The sequence below is a fragment of the Alkalihalobacillus alcalophilus ATCC 27647 = CGMCC 1.3604 genome (assembly GCF_000292245.2).
In the GTDB taxonomy this organism is placed as follows: Bacteria; Bacillota; Bacilli; order Bacillales; family Bacillaceae_D; genus Alkalihalobacillus; species Alkalihalobacillus alcalophilus.
On sequence record NZ_ALPT02000017.1, the window covers coordinates 1 to 17,414 of the forward strand.

General features: G+C 37.0%; 17 protein-coding genes. 5 read left to right on the plus strand and 12 right to left on the minus strand.

The window, feature by feature from the left end; translation table 11 throughout:
- Positions 1-411: 411 nt before the first annotated feature.
- The 6 genes from BALCAV_RS06325 to BALCAV_RS06350 all read right to left on the minus strand — a co-directional run bounded on the left by BALCAV_RS06325 (position 412) and on the right by BALCAV_RS06350 (position 5,145).
- Positions 412-1,245 (minus strand): STAS domain-containing protein, encoded by an 834-nt coding sequence (locus BALCAV_RS06325; protein WP_003322813.1) that lies wholly within the window; start codon positions 1,243-1,245, stop codon positions 412-414.
- Positions 1,246-1,495: 250 nt separating this feature from the next.
- A complete protein-coding gene (locus tag BALCAV_RS06330) occupies positions 1,496-2,482 on the minus strand; it encodes a hypothetical protein (protein ID WP_003322814.1) in 987 nt (328 codons plus the stop codon).
- 2 nt (positions 2,483-2,484) lie between these two features.
- Positions 2,485-3,405, minus strand: a complete 921-nt coding sequence (locus tag BALCAV_RS06335; RefSeq protein ID WP_003322816.1) for a ketopantoate reductase family protein — start codon at positions 3,403-3,405, stop codon at positions 2,485-2,487.
- A gap of 155 nt (positions 3,406-3,560) precedes the next feature.
- Complete coding sequence (locus tag BALCAV_RS06340; protein ID WP_003322817.1) at positions 3,561-4,115, minus strand: hypothetical protein; 555 nt, start codon at positions 4,113-4,115, stop codon at positions 3,561-3,563.
- 65 nt (positions 4,116-4,180) lie between these two features.
- Complete coding sequence (locus BALCAV_RS06345; RefSeq protein ID WP_003322818.1) at positions 4,181-4,819, minus strand: hypothetical protein; 639 nt, start codon at positions 4,817-4,819, stop codon at positions 4,181-4,183.
- Complete coding sequence (locus BALCAV_RS06350) at positions 4,816-5,145, minus strand: PadR family transcriptional regulator (protein ID WP_003322819.1); 330 nt, start codon at positions 5,143-5,145, stop codon at positions 4,816-4,818. The genes BALCAV_RS06345 and BALCAV_RS06350 overlap by 4 nt, the downstream gene beginning before the upstream one ends.
- A 214-nt stretch (positions 5,146-5,359) precedes the next feature.
- Between BALCAV_RS06350 and BALCAV_RS23055 the strand changes: the two genes are divergently transcribed.
- From BALCAV_RS23055 to BALCAV_RS06360, 3 genes are all read left to right on the plus strand, one after another.
- Positions 5,360-5,491 carry a hypothetical protein gene (locus BALCAV_RS23055; protein ID WP_268746796.1) on the plus strand — a complete coding sequence of 44 codons (132 nt, stop codon included), beginning with the start codon at positions 5,360-5,362 and terminating at the stop codon, positions 5,489-5,491.
- 197 nt (positions 5,492-5,688) lie between these two features.
- Entirely contained in the window at positions 5,689-6,423 is a 735-nt protein-coding gene (yunB, locus tag BALCAV_RS06355) for a sporulation protein YunB (RefSeq protein ID WP_081939222.1), read from the plus strand.
- Positions 6,424-6,941: 518 nt separating this feature from the next.
- Positions 6,942-7,292, plus strand: coding sequence for a VOC family protein (locus BALCAV_RS06360; RefSeq protein ID WP_003322821.1), 351 nt, complete (start codon positions 6,942-6,944; stop codon positions 7,290-7,292).
- Positions 7,293-7,603: 311 nt separating this feature from the next.
- Here the strand turns inward: BALCAV_RS06360 and BALCAV_RS06365 are convergent, their stop codons facing one another.
- The 3 genes from BALCAV_RS06365 to BALCAV_RS06375 all read right to left on the minus strand — a co-directional run bounded on the left by BALCAV_RS06365 (position 7,604) and on the right by BALCAV_RS06375 (position 11,417).
- The gene (locus BALCAV_RS06365; protein WP_003322822.1) at positions 7,604-8,605 is read right to left on the minus strand and encodes an aminoglycoside phosphotransferase family protein; all 1,002 of its coding nucleotides are present in this window, start codon (positions 8,603-8,605) and stop codon (positions 7,604-7,606) included.
- A gap of 280 nt (positions 8,606-8,885) precedes the next feature.
- The gene (locus BALCAV_RS06370) at positions 8,886-11,024 is read right to left on the minus strand and encodes a heavy metal translocating P-type ATPase (RefSeq protein ID WP_003322823.1); all 2,139 of its coding nucleotides are present in this window, start codon (positions 11,022-11,024) and stop codon (positions 8,886-8,888) included.
- Positions 11,025-11,417 carry an ArsR/SmtB family transcription factor gene (locus tag BALCAV_RS06375; RefSeq protein WP_003322824.1) on the minus strand — a complete coding sequence of 131 codons (393 nt, stop codon included), beginning with the start codon at positions 11,415-11,417 and terminating at the stop codon, positions 11,025-11,027. It abuts the gene before it with no gap.
- 1,192 nt (positions 11,418-12,609) lie between these two features.
- On the opposite strand from BALCAV_RS06375, the gene BALCAV_RS06380 reads away from it, so the two are divergent.
- Together BALCAV_RS06380 and BALCAV_RS06385 are read left to right on the plus strand one after the other, a co-directional pair.
- Entirely contained in the window at positions 12,610-13,197 is a 588-nt protein-coding gene (locus BALCAV_RS06380; protein WP_003322812.1) for a TetR/AcrR family transcriptional regulator, read from the plus strand.
- Positions 13,198-13,213: 16 nt separating this feature from the next.
- Positions 13,214-14,605 (plus strand): MATE family efflux transporter, encoded by a 1,392-nt coding sequence (locus BALCAV_RS06385; protein ID WP_003322811.1) that lies wholly within the window; start codon positions 13,214-13,216, stop codon positions 14,603-14,605.
- 97 nt (positions 14,606-14,702) lie between these two features.
- Here the strand turns inward: BALCAV_RS06385 and BALCAV_RS06390 are convergent, their stop codons facing one another.
- From BALCAV_RS06390 to BALCAV_RS06400, 3 genes are read right to left on the minus strand one after another with little or no spacing between them, the layout of a single operon-like run.
- Positions 14,703-16,553 (minus strand): carboxypeptidase-like regulatory domain-containing protein, encoded by a 1,851-nt coding sequence (locus tag BALCAV_RS06390; RefSeq protein ID WP_003322810.1) that lies wholly within the window; start codon positions 16,551-16,553, stop codon positions 14,703-14,705.
- Positions 16,543-16,869 (minus strand): hypothetical protein, encoded by a 327-nt coding sequence (locus BALCAV_RS06395; RefSeq protein ID WP_003322809.1) that lies wholly within the window; start codon positions 16,867-16,869, stop codon positions 16,543-16,545. The genes BALCAV_RS06390 and BALCAV_RS06395 overlap by 11 nt, the downstream gene beginning before the upstream one ends.
- On the minus strand, positions 16,826-17,410 hold the full coding sequence (locus tag BALCAV_RS06400) for an RNA polymerase sigma factor (RefSeq protein ID WP_003322808.1): 585 nt from the start codon (positions 17,408-17,410) through the stop codon (positions 16,826-16,828). Before BALCAV_RS06400 ends, BALCAV_RS06395 begins: the two co-directional genes overlap by 44 nt.
- Positions 17,411-17,414: the final 4 nt, after the last annotated feature.

The following is a 17,414-nucleotide window of genomic DNA, read 5'->3' on the forward strand; positions in this document are numbered from 1 at the left end:
AAAAAGCGTAGCCTGTTTGCCCAGAAGCGAGAAAAAATAAGAACAGCTGATGAAGACGCTTTTTGTCTTCATTCAGATGGGCGATTTTTCTCGAGCTTCTAACAGGTGTAGCTGGATTAATAAAAAGCGTAGCCTGTTCGGTCAGAAGCGAAAAAAATTAGGGGCGGCTGATGAAGACGCTCTTTGTCTTCACTCAGACGAACCGATTTTTCTCGAGCTTCTAACAGGCGTAGCTGGATTAATAAAAAGCGGAGCCTGTTCGGTCGGATAAATATTTTAAATATTCAAATTATTTATTTCATTTTACCACTCATTTTGTTTATTGTGAATTTAGTCAAAGCACCTGTAAATAATCTTTTAGAGAAAATAAGAGAAAACGACCGCGGCTACTATCGTTTTCTCCTTTGCTATTTAGGCGTCAAAAACGTTTTTAGCTGAAAAAGCTTGTGCTAGTGACGAATATGTTTCAACAGATTTAAAGTTAATACCTAATTGGATCGCTGTTTGAGCGATTTCAGGACGGATGCCAGAAAGACTTGCCTTCGTTCCGATTAATTGTAAGCCTTCAATTACTTGAAAAATCTTACTCGCAACCATTGTATCAACAATCGCAACGCCAGATAGATCAATGACTAAGTTCTGCACTTGTAATTCATTACATTGTGCCAACGTCTTATCAAAAATAACTTGAGCTCGATGTGTATCAATATCCCCAACTAAAGGAAGGATCGCTACATCTTTTCTAATCGATATCACTGGAGAGCTTAGTTCTAAAATCATCTCTTGTTGAGAACGTAACAACTTCTCAGACTCCACGATATTACGTTTACTAAATTCTTGAACGATCTTATTAAAGGCATTTGTTATCAGTTTCGTCCACTTAATTGCTTCTTTATGTGACGGTTTCTCATCTAAACCCTCAATATAATCCTGAATTAATTCAATATACTGTCCTTGAACATTAAAGAACTCACCAATAATTTGGTCTAATGGTGTATTTAGATGCGCTTGGTCTTTAGCAATATTATCAACCCATTTATCAAATTCACCGTTTAATTTTGTTGTTTCTTCATTAAACAACTCAGCAAAATGCAAATGAAACTGATAGTTTTGCTCTTTTAATCTCTTGATTTGATTAGGATCGGTCGTACTATAAATTCCATCTTGAGTTTTATCCAGTGCCGCGTACCAAGCTTCTGTAAGCTCCCATGTTTGCTCCTTAAAAAATTCATAGACCGTTTTCATGATTCCGCTACCCCTTTTATTTACTTAATTTATTGTACGAAATGACTAGCCTCCATTAAGACTTAAACGATTACTACAACTATTATCAAATGACTTATCCAAACTTGATTGGCAACGATTCAGTCGTCCTTATTTCATCGCTCTCTATCCCTTTTAAGAAGGATTTAGCGAATCTGTCCCTTTGCAGAAAATGATCCTTTTAACACAAACGTACACCTATACCCTAATTTTGTCACCATTAAACCTACTTCTAATCTTTTTTTCGATAGATTTCTATTTTTCCTTGCCAAGTGCTGCTTAACTGCTCAATTGTTATGATTTGCCAAGGATTAAACATCAGCTGTCCATCTTTGTTAAAAACTAACCCGACACCTAAATAAAAATTCGTATGGATTAACTCATTTTCGTCATTTTTCCAAATGATCACATCTTCAGCTTTTAACATACTCTCCTCAATGGTTTCCATTTCAAAAGCAAATACATAATCACGTTGTTTTAAGCCTAGCAGGAACGAATCCGGCTGTAGCCATTGATTAATAATCCAGTCAGCATTGTACTGTTTTTCAGTTGCTGCTGCTAATACAGTTGCAAAACAATTTGCTCCGTTTTGTTCAGGATATCGATTGATAAATTTGAGTAAGTGAGGATACTCTTTTTGGATGAATTCTTTTTTCTCTATCTGTAAACTTGTCCATACATCTTCATAGTTCACAAATAACGTTGCATATACTTTTAAAAAGAAGACTTTCTGTTCCCAAGATAATTGATTCCAATTATGATGGTTAATTGCCACAATCCTCTTGCCTTCATAACTAAATAGAAAAAACTCTTCAATTATTTGTAATAGCCGACTTTTTGTTTCTTTGTCAAGCTTGCTAAAATAATAATCAATAAGCTGTTCATCCCAAACTAACCCTCTCCCTAAACGGTGCTGCTCCAATAAAACCTTCACCTGCTGTTCAACAGACCAAGTTAAAAATAGCTCATTTGGCACGACAGCGACAACACTCGCTACCTTTTTCACCTGCCAAAGGAATAAACTGTTTGTTACATTCATCGTATAGAGTCTGGCATCATTTGCAAATTCTTTTCTTGTCATAATTAAAGTATCTTTTACTAAATACTGCATGGCTTCGGTCTCATTTATAAAATAGAACAAATCAAATGCTGGTACAAAAAGCTTATCCCACCTCGTTAAGGTTTGCTCATCTGTGTGAAGTCCTTGAAATATATTCATAACTATCCCCTATTTTTCTCGAACGGTTTAATCATGGCTAAGATTGTCTCTGTATACGGAAGCTGTAACTCTTTCTCTTTTGCTAACCGAAGAGCTCCACCATGTAAATGATCAACTTCTAGTGTCAAACCCTTTCGCCTATCTTGATGCATCGATGAAGTCGTTTCTTCATTTAAAAGACGAAACTTCTCAACCGCTTCCTCAACATGAACATCACTTAGATAGACGCCGTATTCATTTGCTAATTGTTTTAATTCTTTTAAAAGATTTTTGGCGATACTGAATGTTTCTAATTGTTCACGAATCGGGCCAATGGGCAAATTCGTTGCCGTAGTTATTCCTGAAAAAGAAGAAATAAACATATACTTTTCCCACATCTTAAAGGAAATGTCATCACTTAACACATTATGAAAATTCGCTGCCTCCATAATGACATCGAGTTGCTGACAAAACTCAATTTGTGAAGGGTGAAGTGGTCCAAATATTAAATCATGAAATTCACTTGAATGAATAACATGCCCCTCGTCACTCAAAGTGGCGATTATAAAAGATAACCCTCCTAAAACTACCTCTTCACCTAGCTTATTTTGTAAAATAGGAATATGCTCAATTCCATTCAACAAAGGGAGCACTTTCGCCCCTTTTTCCACAAACATTTTTAATGGCTCCAGTGCCCCTTGTAAGTGCTGACCTTTAACAGCTAATATGACTAAATCAACATGAGCAACTTCAGTTGGACTTTCAATAATTTGTGGATTCAAACTTTGATAGTTTCCTGTTGGGCTGCTTACTTTTAAACGATATTTTCTTATTTGGGCTGCCCGTTTTTCTCTCACTAAATATGTAACGTTTTCACCAACCTCTTCCAATCGACTTCCAAAATAAGCACCAAGTGCACCGGCACCAATGATGACAATTTTCATTTAAATGGCCTCCCACAATAATCTCTTCTAATCTATTACTATTTTATCGGAAGCTTGAGGTGGTGGCAATGAAACGATATTAGTAAAAAAAGTTCCCCTATTTCCACTCTCATTTATCATAAATTTCATTTTAGTGGACTACCCTTCTCTTTATCTTAATAAACCGAAAACCAAATCATAGATATTGTCTTCTCATTTATTGTCCAAAGGGTCAGTTGATAGTTATTTTCCCTGTCTACATAGACAATCGCCCGACCTAATCCCATTTCACGATATGTATAATATCGATCGCCGTAGAGAGATTTTGCTTTTTCAATTGTATCTCCTATCATCAGACCTGATGTTGTCTCCAATTGAGTACGACTGGAAGATATTGAGGAAATGAGATTTTCTGCATCAACGCTAACATATAACGAATCGAAACTATAAGCGATTCCAGCTGGCTGTTCCCTTTTTACATATGAACCTAAGCGTTCAAAATCTTCTTCCATTAAGGGTTCTCCTAATCGAAATCCAGCAATCGCTTCCTCAGATAAAGAAGTCGAGGAGACAAAATGATGGTTTATCGAATAAAACCACCATCCTGCAAAAATGAAAAGAAGAAATAGCGGGATTGCCATCAACGTCATTCCCAAAAATTTTGCATGTTTGTATACAATGAATCCGCTAACTGGAATTAAAATCATAAATGCGAGTAAAATGAGCATCATTCTAAAAAACCTCCTATTTATAATACCTAGTTATTCTATGTATATTAGTAAAAATAGAAGGAGATCTAAATCCCCTTTAAGTAACCTATTTTAAAACTAACTTTACTTAATGGATAAAATAATAACGTAACGATCACACAACTTATCATAAAAGGTGGTGTAATAAGTGCATGAAACCAAATTTGAACCGCTTCATCAAAGAGTACACAGAACATTAGAATAAGGTTGGGTACTATCGCCAGTTGAATGACCTGCTCGATTTGCTTTTTCCCTTTTGCACCACTTAGTTTCCCAATCCAAAAACTGATAATTAACCACAATAACCCATAAGAAACTAAAAGAAACCACTTCATATGAACAAGAGCATACCAAATAGATTCAATTGGAGTGAACGGCTGATAATGATAAAGAACACTCAATATAAAGCCCGAAAATAACAGGAGATAATTCCCCCAGATCATTTTTTCTTTGAGTGAGTTAAGATTTTTAGACCCTTTTTGATAGCAGGCTGCAATATCCTTCGCTTGACCAAGTTCCTCGATGGAGCGTTTAACGGCCTCCTCCTCATCTATGCCTTGATACATAAGTTCACGACTTTTTTCATCTAAAATCGATTGATATTCTTTTATTATCTCTTTCCCGTCACAAACAGAAGTTAGTTCTTCTTCAAGGTCACTTAAGTATTTTTGCTGCAACTTGTTCATTTTGAAGTTCCTAAAACCTGATTGATCATTTTCACAAACAAGTTCCATTCCTTTGTTTTCGATTCAAGTAACTCTTGCCCTTCCGCTGTTATGCGATAATATCTTCTAGCCGGTCCTTTTACTTGCTCTTTCCAATAAGATTCGATAAAGCCTTTGTGTTCAAGCTTATGCAACCCTGGATACAAGGTTCCTTCTTTAACTTCTAGAGCATTTTCACTACGTTTCTTCATTTCTTTAACGATTTGATAACCGTACATATCACCTGTTGAAAGCAACTGTAAAACGAGTAATGATGTGCTTCCTTTTACTAACTCCCGATCAAACAAACTCATCACCTACCTAGAATTATGAGGTATATTTAGATTACCAATTTATACTTATTAGTGCAAGAGATAAAATATTAAGAACTCCAAATATACGAACATTATTTATCCAAACTTACTTTTCGTTCGTTTTTAAGATTGACTTTTAGCAATCACACTCCTAAAATGAGCATAGATATTAAAATTGTCGAATGAACAACTAAGGGGAAAATTTTAGATGCCGTTACAAGATCAAGTATTACGTAATGAATGGATTGCCGTTTCTCGATCGGCGGAACTGCTTAATTATAAAGAATATGAACGTTCAACAACCATCCAAACTTTAAAGTTGGTTGGTTGCTTTTTGTAAATTGGTCCTTCTTTTCACACAACAACTCCAACTATTTATGGGCAAGTCATCGCTTGTTTTTGCATAAGCATAAGTAAAGACATTTACAACCACGAACTTTCCTATGAGGAGGAGATCATGTTTAAACTTCCTAAAAAGAAATACTACTTAAATAAAAATAAAACAAGACTCAACTCACCTTTCCCCAACGTGTTTTTATTTCTTTTATTCTTTTTCTCGGTTTGACTTTTTTAGGCTTTTATATTGTGGAAGCTCAAATTAGACCGACTATAATTGATATTGCACACATGGAGACACAGAAGATAGGTACAAGTGTGATTGAGTATGCAGTTAGGCAATCACAAAATGAAGTGAATGTCGATAAAGTTTTAAATTATGAATTAGATGGGAATGGTAACTTAATTTATCACTATTTTGATACAAAAATTTATAATGATATGCTGACATCGTTGATTTCTAATTCACAAACATATATTCAATTATTAGAAGAGGGCTCCCTTCCAGAAGAACTCGAAACGATCCCACAAGAATCTCATGACTCTGTTAATGAAATTGGTTTATTATACTCAATCCCTCTCGGTCAAGCAACTGGGAATAGTTTATTGGCTAATCTCGGACCGAAAATTCCCATTCAATTAACTGCGATTGCCGATATTAATATTCACATAAATGAAGAAATTAAATCATTAGGTATTAACAACACTTTTTTAAGATTAGCGATAGATTTTGAAGTCAATGCCCAAATTATTATTCCATTTACAACTATAAGTGATCCCGTTAAAACGACAATTCCGATTGGGTTTGCATTTTTTCCAGGCGAAGTACCTCAGTTTTATAGTGGCAATTCTAATGGAGTTATGCCATCTTTACCGTTACCAATTGAGGAACAACTAGAAGAAGAAACAGCTCAACCTTCAGATAGTAATAATTAATGAGTAGGACTGTCGATTAAGGGATGCTTAAACTGTGACAAAAGTTGTTAACAAGATTTCCCTGTAATCATTCCATTAACGTTTCTTTCCCTTTAGTGATTTAAAATAACCCTCAAGTCGTGATGAGACGTCTTGAGGGCCTTTTTATTCTTTCATTACTAAATCAGTAAAAGATTCTAACGTTTCTATGCCCTATCTCTTGTTAATAATACTTAACGGTTTCTTGATAATTTTTTCCTTCTTTTGCTAATCTAAGCACCGTATTGACTCATGCCAACACCATGTCCGTACCCAATTATGGTAAATGGTAAATTCGATCGTATCACCAACAATATTGAACTTAAAGTCTGTAGACCTTAATTCTAAAACCTTCCTGAACTCATCACCTGAAAATTCCTCTCCATATCTTTAAATTCACAAATAGTAGAACAGAACGTTAAAAAACCTAACTACACCCTATTTATTCCAAAAATCATGTTATAATACTATTTAAATTTAATTCTTTGGAGGTTAGATAGATGTCCATTATATTAAATCGAGTTGGGGCGATTTTTATTCCGGTCAGTAATATCGAAAAGGCTAGAGATTGGTATTGTGACTTGTTAGAAATTCCAAATGATCAGGAAATTTTGTATGGTCATTTATATATTTTGCCTATGGAAGGGGTTCGTATTGTACTAGATAGTAAAATTTATCATGAGGAGCATGTATTTAAAAAACCTGCCTTTCATTTAAATACAAACGATATTGAAGCAGCCTATGAATATATGAAAAGGAAAAACATTCGCTTGCTTACAGAAATTGAAAATAATCATTGGTTTAATTTCCAAGACCCAGATGGCAATACTTTAATGATTTGCAAGTGTTAACCAGATAAACGGTTATGTTGGAGCAAAATAGGCACCGCCACCATGAAGCAAAGACTCGTGCAGGATCTAAAACATCGGATCTGTGCTTAATTTGAATTACACCATCAGCTGTATACCCGTAGCAATCGTGGGTGAACCGGGAGCCTCTCGCGAATAATCGCTACGGGTCTCCCTTGTTTCTCGTCTCTCACAGGACGCAAAGTATCATTTCTTTAGCCATAGCAGAAATACCTTATTTGTCCATCAGCCGCATTTAATTTTCAAACAAAAAAAGAATAGGAACGTTACTTATTCTCTAACACTCGTTAACCTTACAACTCTTTAATAACAGCAATATATGGTTGCACCCATTCAGAAAAGGAAAGATTATCATCCCATGTCACAGCCCCCATTGCTTTGAAGCAGCCCCAATCCAATACACGTTGATGGAGCATATGTATGGTAAGTCTATTTTTCATTTGCTCCCTATTCTTCTGTGTGAGTTGTACATAAACACGAAACAATTCATGCACTAAAGATTGTTTTTCTTTTTCAATATAATATAAGAACATTTTCACTAGATCATTAGATCCATCAGCAAAATAAGCATTCGTAAAGTCAAAAATCCCGCTGACCTTCCACTGACCGTCTATTTTATCAACAACAAAGTTCCCTACTTTAAAATCCCCCATTACAAATTCAGCTTCTTTTAAGGAATCGAATGCGGACTTTGCTTGTTCAATTAAGTCCAAAGTGAATTGTTCATCCAACTCTGTAATGGTTGAATATTTTTTGGCATCCTCTAACCAATGAAGAATTCGTGCTTTCAGCCATTGAAAATAAGAGGATGCAAATGGTTGTATTTCTGCAGATACTGGTTGATACTCGCCAAAAATGGGCGTTTTCCATTGATGCATTACAGCTAAAACTTTGGCGACTTCTGTGACTATTTGTCTTTCTCCCTCTACTAATAACTGCTCTTGAATTTCATTTAAATGAGTGCCTTTTTTTCTCGGCATCAAAACGTATGACCAACCTATTAAATCTTCTTCAAAATCAATTATGTATGGGGTCGGCAAAGCCAACATCGTTTTCTGAGCTAAATTCTCAATATAAAAACGTTCTTCCTCAAACTGACCTGGAAATAATGGATTACCTTTGAGCACGTACTCACCTTTTGTAGATTGGATAAACATCGTTTGCCCCATCGCTCCAATGTTTGTTCTTTCACCTGAGACAAACTTCCCTAAATGAAATCGTTCAAGCATTTGTTCAATAATGGACTCATTTAATTCCCCTAGTTTATTAGAACCAAAGATGATTTTAGTTGTCATAACGCCCTCCTTCTACAGGTAATAAACTTGTTCAGACGGAAGGCTCTTTAGAACAAAACCTTCATTTCTTACTTTATCATTTATATGAATTTTCAAACACTATTATTTGAAGACGTATTTTGTGAAAGCACACCAAACAAAAAAAGCCATCCATCAGGCATAAAAACCATCAAGATGACTTCTGTTCATTACTCGATTTCAAATGTTTCGGTTATGTTAATACTGTTCTTCACTGATTGGACGATTTTTGCTGGATCATTTTATTAACCATCCAGGTTATTTATTCGTCGTCATCTTTCATTTTCATCAATCTCATGCCGTTTAAGGTAACGAGTAAAGTCGCTCCAACATCAGCTAATATCGCCATCCATAACGTTAACCACTCTGGAATGACTAATAATAAAGCAATCGCCTTAATGCTCAGGGCAAAAATAATATTTTGTTTAATAATCGCCAAAGCTTTTCTACTTACTTTTATCGTAAAAGGAAGCTTCTTCAGGTCATCACTCATTAGGGCTAAGTCAGCGGTTTCAAGAGCCGTATCAGTACCAGCTCCTCCCATCGCGATGCCGACACTTGATGCAGCAAGAGCTGGTGCATCATTTACCCCATCCCCTACCATTGCAACATGTTCATATTTCTGACGTAAGTCTTTAATGACATTTAACTTATCCTCTGGTAAAAGTTCAGCACGAACCTCTTTGACACCTACTTGTTTCGCAACCGCTTCGGCTGTTCGTTGATTATCACCGGTCAGCATAACGGTCTCACGGATTCCTAGTTCCTCTAACTGTTTAACTGCCTTTTGACTAATCGACCGAACTTCATCAGCAATTCCGACGACTGCTAACACTTGTTCACTTGTACCAAGTAAGATAGCTGTTTTTCCTTCTGATTGCATCTTTTCAATATCATTTATCACTTTGTTATCTATGGTAGAACTCACCGTTTCCTTTAGTAGTGAGAGGTTTCCAATTACATATTCCGTAGAATCAATTGTCGCTTTTAATCCTTTACCAGTGATTGAACTAAAGTTACTAATTTCAATTTCCTCGAAGAAAATCTTTTCACGCTCTGCTCTCTCTAATATAGCTGATGCGAGCGGATGTAATGATTTACTTTCTAATGCAGCTACTTTTGCAAATAATTGATTTTGCTCAACTTCCTCATCATAGACGATATAATCGGTAACTTTTGGTTTCCCTTTTGTTAAAGTTCCGGTTTTATCAAAGGCGATCGCTTTAAGAGCTCCTGTTGCTTCTAGATAGACGCCACCTTTCACTAACACACCATGCTTAGCCAAATTGCCAATTGCCGTTACGATCGCAACAGGAGTCGAAATGACTAAAGCACACGGACAACCGACTACTAAAACGGCTAACCCGAGATAAATCCAATCTTCCCAGCCTTGACCAAAAAAGGTTGGCGGAATTGTCGCTATTAAGGCGGCTAGCACGATAATGGCTGGTGTGTAATATTTGGCGAATTTATCAACAAAAGCTTGTGAGGGTGCTCTTTCTGCTTGAGCCTCTTCAACAAGGTGAATAATTTTAGCAATCGTTGTGTCATTTACATGCTTAGTGACCTCGACTTCAAGAAAACCTTCTTCATTTAACGTTCCCGCAAACACTTCATCTTTTACTGTTTTTTCTACAGGAATTGATTCTCCTGTAATCGTTGCTTCGTTAATCGATGACTGCCCTGAAACGACCATACCATCCATTGCTAACTTTTGTCCTGGTTTCACAATCATAATATCGCCAATTTCGATATCTTTGACATTAACGACCTGTTCAATGCCGTCTCGACGGATCAGGGCTTCCTTAGGAGCTATGTTCATTAATGAACGTATCGACTGTCTTGCTTTATCCATTGAAAAACGTTCTAATGCTTCACTTACTGCAAATAAAATGACAACAATTGATCCCTCAACCCATTCTCCGATAATCGCGGCACCGATAACCGCAATCGTCATTAAGGTTTTCATATCAAAACGAAGGCGAATTAAATTCTTAAAACCAGTCATAAAAAGCGAGTATCCACCGATAATAATCGCCGAAATAAAAACAAAAACTGTAATCAAACTTTCCTCACCTAAGGCAAACTGTAACACTAATCCGAGCAACACGAACAAAGCAGAAAAAATCACATGTAAATTCCCTTGCCAGATTGGCTTTTTTTCCACTGCCACATCCGTTTGCCCTTCTTTTTCATTCACCACTTTAATGTGATCAAACGCTCCTGCTTTTTCAATTTCTGAAACAGTTGCCGCTCCAATAACGGTTATTTTAGATGCTCCGAAATTCACCTTCGCCTCTTGTACTCCTGGAATCTCTTTTACATTCTGCTCAAAAGTAGCGGCACAGCTAGCACATGATAAGCCCGTTACCCGAAAGACTTCTTTTTCTATCGCTCCCATTTAATCACGCCCTTTACCTTCCTCAGAGTGAATCAATGCGGTCACGACTAATTCTTTTATATGATTATCATCAATCGCATAAAAGACCAATTTTCCTTCTTTACGACTTTTTGTGATTCCTAAATTTTTTAACAATCGTAAATGATGGGACGTTGTGGCAGTTGTTGCTCCAATAATATTGGCGACATCACATACACATAATTCTTCTTCCTGTGTCAGAGCGTACGTTATTTTTAATCTAGTCGGATCAGATAACGCTTTAAAAATAGCTGCTACTGGACTTAGTTCCACTTGTTTCATTTTATTTGAGACCGTTTGTACCTTTTCTTCATCAAAACAAAACACTTCACACATATCTTCATTTAATTTATTTTGAGCTTTTGTCGCTGCCATATGCCCACCTCATTCAAACATTCATTTGATTATTATTCTATGTATCTATTTTCCATTTGTCAATAATCAAACACCCATTTGATTGTTATTAACTCAACTTTCGCATCGAGAAAAACCGTTCAACTAGTTGGCAGAGCGAATAGAAGCTCTTAAAAAAATGCCCTTGACACGTTTGAAAAGCGAGAACGCACTATCACACCAAACGGATAAACTGTGCATTAAGAAAATATTATAGACCCTCCGGCTGTCGCTCCCAAAACCATACTCCGCGTCCTGCGGGAACCTTGCGAGCCTCCTCGGCAAGCCTTGCGGGGTCTCGCTCCACGGTTTATTCCCGCGGGAGTCTCCGTATGGTTTTGTCCGCTAAGTGTGGTGGAGAGGTTTGATGATATCGCCATTCTCAATTAGCTATTTCTAACGCAGAAGGACCTTCTTCTTCACTTTGTTAGTTATGAAAAGACAGGATTCCAATCGAAATAAGCTCGCTAGTCTAGCTAACGTACAGAGCATCAGCACGGATTTATTTACAACTGTAACGGAATGAGTCATGGAAGGAGAAAAATCATTCTCAAGCTACTGTATTTTGAAGTATTGTCTGTTTTTTTATTCCATGAGAAAACCGAACCTAGATTCGATTCCATTATCTAGCGGACAAACAGACACGGAGACTCCCGCAGGAATAAACCGTCCAATGAGACCCCGCAAGCGTGCTGAGGAGGCTCATGAGGTTCCTGCAGGACGCGGAGTGTCTGTTTGGGAGCGACCGCCGGAGGGCCTATTATTTATTTCTTGATGCACAGATAACGTGAGATTGGTTTGTTCGTTTATGAACATGACGTATTAAAGCAAAGGGTTGACTGTTTACATTTTTTTCAATAAGAAGGAAGAGTTAATCACATTGTTCGCGACAGCCGAAGCGCTTCATTTTAGTGAACAGTTTCCTTCAACAGCCTACGAAGAGATGTGTTCAGACTGTCAACGATTGAACCGTTCATGTAAAGTCAAATTGAGTATTGTATCGCCCTAAAATCAATCTCTATCAACGGTTAAGAGCCAATCATACTCTGCGAAAGTTGAGTTATTAATAAAAATTTCCCTTAAAAAGGACATTGCCTTTAGAGATTTAATTTGCTAGAATGGCTTGACGAACGATCGTCAGTTTATTAGTTTTTAAGATTGAAAGGAGCTTATCATGAGCTACGATGCCATCAAAGAGTCTGCCTTAGCTCTATTTGCCAAACACGGTTATGAAGGAACATCTTTGGCCCAAATCGCTGAATCTGTCGGGATAAAAAAACAATCGATTTATTCGCATTTTAAAAGTAAAGATGATTTGTTTCTTCAATTATTAAATGAAACATTTGAGATTGAATTAATACGTGTCACCAATTATTTGCAGGAGCATTTTGAAAAGCCATTGGGTGATTGTTTATTTAAATCGTTACAAAGCTATATTGAACGCTTTAACAATGACAGTCGGATGAAATTTTTTTTACGAATTTCCTTTTTTCCACCTGCCCATATATACGCTCAAGTAATGGATGCTCTTTATGAATATATTGATCAAGTAGATGCCCTATATTTAGAACGCTTTAAACATGCGATTGAATTAAAAGAAATGAGCGGCCAAGCCGAAATAGCGACAATGGCTTTTTCTGCTTTAATTGATTCAATTTGTGTGGAGCTTGTTTACGGGGGGACGAAACGAACAGAAAAGAAATTACAAGCAGCCTGGATTGTTTTTTGGAATGGATTAACTGCTTCCAAAAATAACAGCTAGAAGTGAGGGATGTACGATGTATCATGCAGAAACGTATAAAGAAAAGTTTACGCTTTTCTTAACGATTCTTTGGCCAATCATGGTCACTCAGCTAAGTTTACATGCCATGACGTTAATCGATACGATGATGAGTGGTCGTGTTGGAACAAATGATTTAGCCGGTGTTGCTATCGGCTCAAGTATTTGGCTGCCTGTTTTCACAGGGATAAATGGGATTTTACTCGCTGTGACACCAATTGTCGCCCAATACATGGGAAGTGGCGAGAAAAATAAAATTAGCTTTACCGTTACACAATTTATTTATTTGTCGTTCATTCTTGCCATCCTTGTCCTTATCATTGGGGCTCTTTTTTTGGACCCGCTTCTTACGATGATGGCATTAGAACCGGAAGTTCATCATATTGCTTTTCATTATTTGGTTGGTCTCGGGACAGGAATCATTCCATTATTTATGTTTAATGTCGTGCGGAACTTTTTTGATGCTCAAGGGTTTACGCGAATAACGATGTTTATTACCGTTATTGCTGTACCTTTTAGTGCGTTATTAAATTATGGTTTTATTTTTGGGAAGTTCGGCTTGCCTGCCTTAGGTGGAATTGGTGCCGGTTATGCAACTGGATTAACCTTTTGGATTATCTTCATTTTGAGTATTATTATGACATTTAAAATTAGTCCAATGCGTCCGTATAAAATTTTTGTCAATTGGTTTAGACCGTCATTAAAAGCGTGGAAGGAGCAACTTTCCATTGGGGTGCCAATTGGGCTATCGATTTTTTTTGAAGCGAGCATTTTTGCGATTATGACATTATTAATTGGGATGATGTTCTCAACCGTGACGATTGCTGCTAACCAAATTGCTTTAAACTTCACATCCCTTATTTTTATGATTCCATTAAGCATCTCCATGGCCTTAACGATTGTTGTTGGCTACTCGGTCGGAGGTAAACGAATTAAGGCTGCGAAACAATACACGTATTTGGGTGTTATTGGAGGAGTTGGAATTTTAGCCATTGCTTCCGTTTTCTTGTTCTTCTTTAGGGAACAAATTGCTGGCATTTATTCAACCGAAAGAGAAGTCATTGTTCTCGCAGCTCAATTTTTTATTATCGCGATTTTTTATCAGCTTTCTGATGCTCTTCAATCAGGTCTACAAGGAGTATTACGTGGTTATAAAGATGTAAAAGTTCCCTTTATGATCGCCTTTACTTCTTACTGGATTATCGGAATTCCAGTCGGTTATTCGCTAGCTGCCTTTACCGCACTCGGACCAAAAGGCTTCTGGGTAGGGATAACGATTGGTTTAACATGTGCGGCGATTGGCTTCTTCACTCGTTTAGTCTTCGTCCAACGTCGAACGCTCAAACAATTTGCGGCAGAAGCTAACGCCGAAGGGCAAAAAGGAGCTTAGATGAATTCTGATGACTCTAGTGAATCGGGAGACCCCACAACAATGTGCTGTGGGGTCTCCCGTATTTCACTATTCGCACAGGAGTCACCGGGCACTTTTACTCAAAAACATACTCTTGTTGCAAATGTTGGATAAATAGTTGTAAAGCTTCGTCTTCTGTTGTTTCCATCCAATCCTCTAATTCATTTTTTTCACCTGCAAATAAGAACTCCAACTTCTCCACGATCGTATTAAACTCGATTTGATTTTCAGATAAACCGTTAATCATCGCACCCCAGTTCACTGGTTGATAGCCACTAGCTCTGACAGGGTATTGGTTAGCTAACTCGACAACTTCATCGATATTTGCCCCAAGATAGAGTTCTAATGCTAATAATAAACCGACATCAATATGCGTACGATCTCCATCCATCACTTCATACATTACCGCAAGTGCTTCATTATATTTTCCATTAACTAATAAATACTGTGCATGTTCTGTCAGCATATGTGGATCCAACTCGCCTCCATTATGCACTTTAAACCTCTCATATATTTCTTCATATAACTCCCAGTTCTGTTCAGAATAATAATGCCCTAATAAAAAAGGTAAATATTCATCATATGAGAATTTTCTAGTTAACTCTTCCATATAAAAATAGGAACGATCCACTTCCTCAAACGCCACAAGGATTTTAATCAGCATATTCAAACTATGAATATCTTCGGTCTGCTCGTAATGTTGCTCATATAGACGATACGCTTGAGCGATTTCACCGTCAAGTAATAATCGATCAGCTTCCGTTAATTCACGCTCCTGCAAATAAAAGAAACCTGCCGTGCTTGCATTGACTCCAAGTCCCCCACTTGTTGAAATTCTTCGATTATGTTGATCGTAGGCATCAACTGCCCAAAGCAGGCGCTGATTCGGATTCGCTAAGCCAAGCAACGATTGAGTTTCAATGTCCTTATCCACTTCAAAAGGTAGATCATGATAATGGACGATTTCTCGTTCTTCAGTCGGATTAAATAAAAGGCCTAACTGATAAGAATATAATTCTTCGACTGGAATTAAGGCTTTGTTATCGACAAAGCGATCCAACCGACCTGATAACAATGAGCCATTATCCGTTTGATAACCGAATGATAATTGATAATAGGCCGCTCCTTCCACCTCTTCCCATTCAAACAAAACTTCTTGATCGGTTATGACGTCATCATTTATTGGATGTTGCAAATCAATTAAAGGAGTTAAAACGACATCATACTCAACCGAATGACTATCTGTTACAGTAATCCAATCATCCGCATCAACAGCCCAAGTCCATCCATTTAAATGTTCAAATCGCAATCCAATAAAGAGTTGATAATTCCCTTCCTCTACTCCCTTAAATACAAACTCTCCCTTTTCATTTGTCCTTATTGATTTTTCAGAATGACTAACACTCTGATTTACCATTGATTGTTCCCTTAGGTACACTTCTATGTTTTCCAGTGCTTGACCATCGGAACGAGTGACTCGCCCTGATACCGTAACGGCTCCTTCCGCTTTATCGAACTCCTCCTCGGCCGCGTAATAAGAAGCAAGCTCTTTTGTTGCCTGTGCCCATTCAGAATCGATGTTTCCTTCCTTCACATATTGCTCTAAAATCCTTTCCATTTCGCTTTGACTAAAATAAAAAGGAGAGCCATTTGAATGACTAAAGCTCGGGCCAATCATCACATCATAATTATTTTCAGAAAGACGTGCTAAAATATAGTCCTCAATGAGGCTCCTTTTCTGGGTTTCAGTAATGGAGCTTTCAAGGAGTTCAACTAATTGTTCTGAACCAATTTCAGCTCCAGTTGATACAGCTCGCTCAAATTGTAATAATTTCACCTGAGGAATTATAACGAAAGCAACAATTGGAATTAGTGCAATCACAAATAGAGAAAAGGCTAAGTGTTTTATTTTTACTTTAATTTTCATTTAGTAAGCCTATCCTTTCTAATTGTTCCTTTGTATAATAATTTTCACCTATTTTTTGAAATGAACTTCCCTCTATATTTTCAAAACTTTCCTGTTCATAGAAAAGACCTTGTGCAAATATAGTCCCTACAAATACAATCGCCACAGCCATTACCATAACTAAAGAAATCTCAATCTCCTTATTCATAAAGGAAGTCCATCTATTTTTCCATGACTTCGGATGTGTTCGGATCGTGACAGCTTGATAACTCGTAAAGCGTATTGACGCCATTTCATGATCCATTTGTTTCCTTAATCGCTTTTTCTCGTCCGTCATCCCAAAACTCCTCCTTTAATAAAATCTCTTTTAAAAGGGCTCTTCCTCTTTTGAGTCTAGCTTTTATCGTATTTTCCTTCGTTTGAATTAACTCGGCAATCTGAGCTATTTTTAATTCATTAAAATAATATAGAACAATAACTTCTCGATATTTGATGCCAAGCTTTCCGATCGCGGCTGTTAGTTGTTGATTTTGAGCATTTTGCAATAAACTTTCTTCGGGATACTCTGATAATTGTGTCGATTTTATTTGTTTGATTTGTTCAAAAAAATAAGCCACATTATTAAATTTTGACTTACGGAAATGGGAACGACAGTTATTATAGACAATGGAGACGAGCCAGCTTTTTAATTTGGTTGGATCTTGTAACTGATCGATTTTTTCATAAGCGATAACAAATGTATCTTGAACCGCTTCCTCTGCTACTTGCCTGTCTTTCACAAACAAATAGGCGGTTCGTAATAAATAATCGCCATATTCAATCATGAGCTCTTTTAATGCAGCCTCTTCTTTATCTCTCAATCGATTAATTAGCCTCAAATTG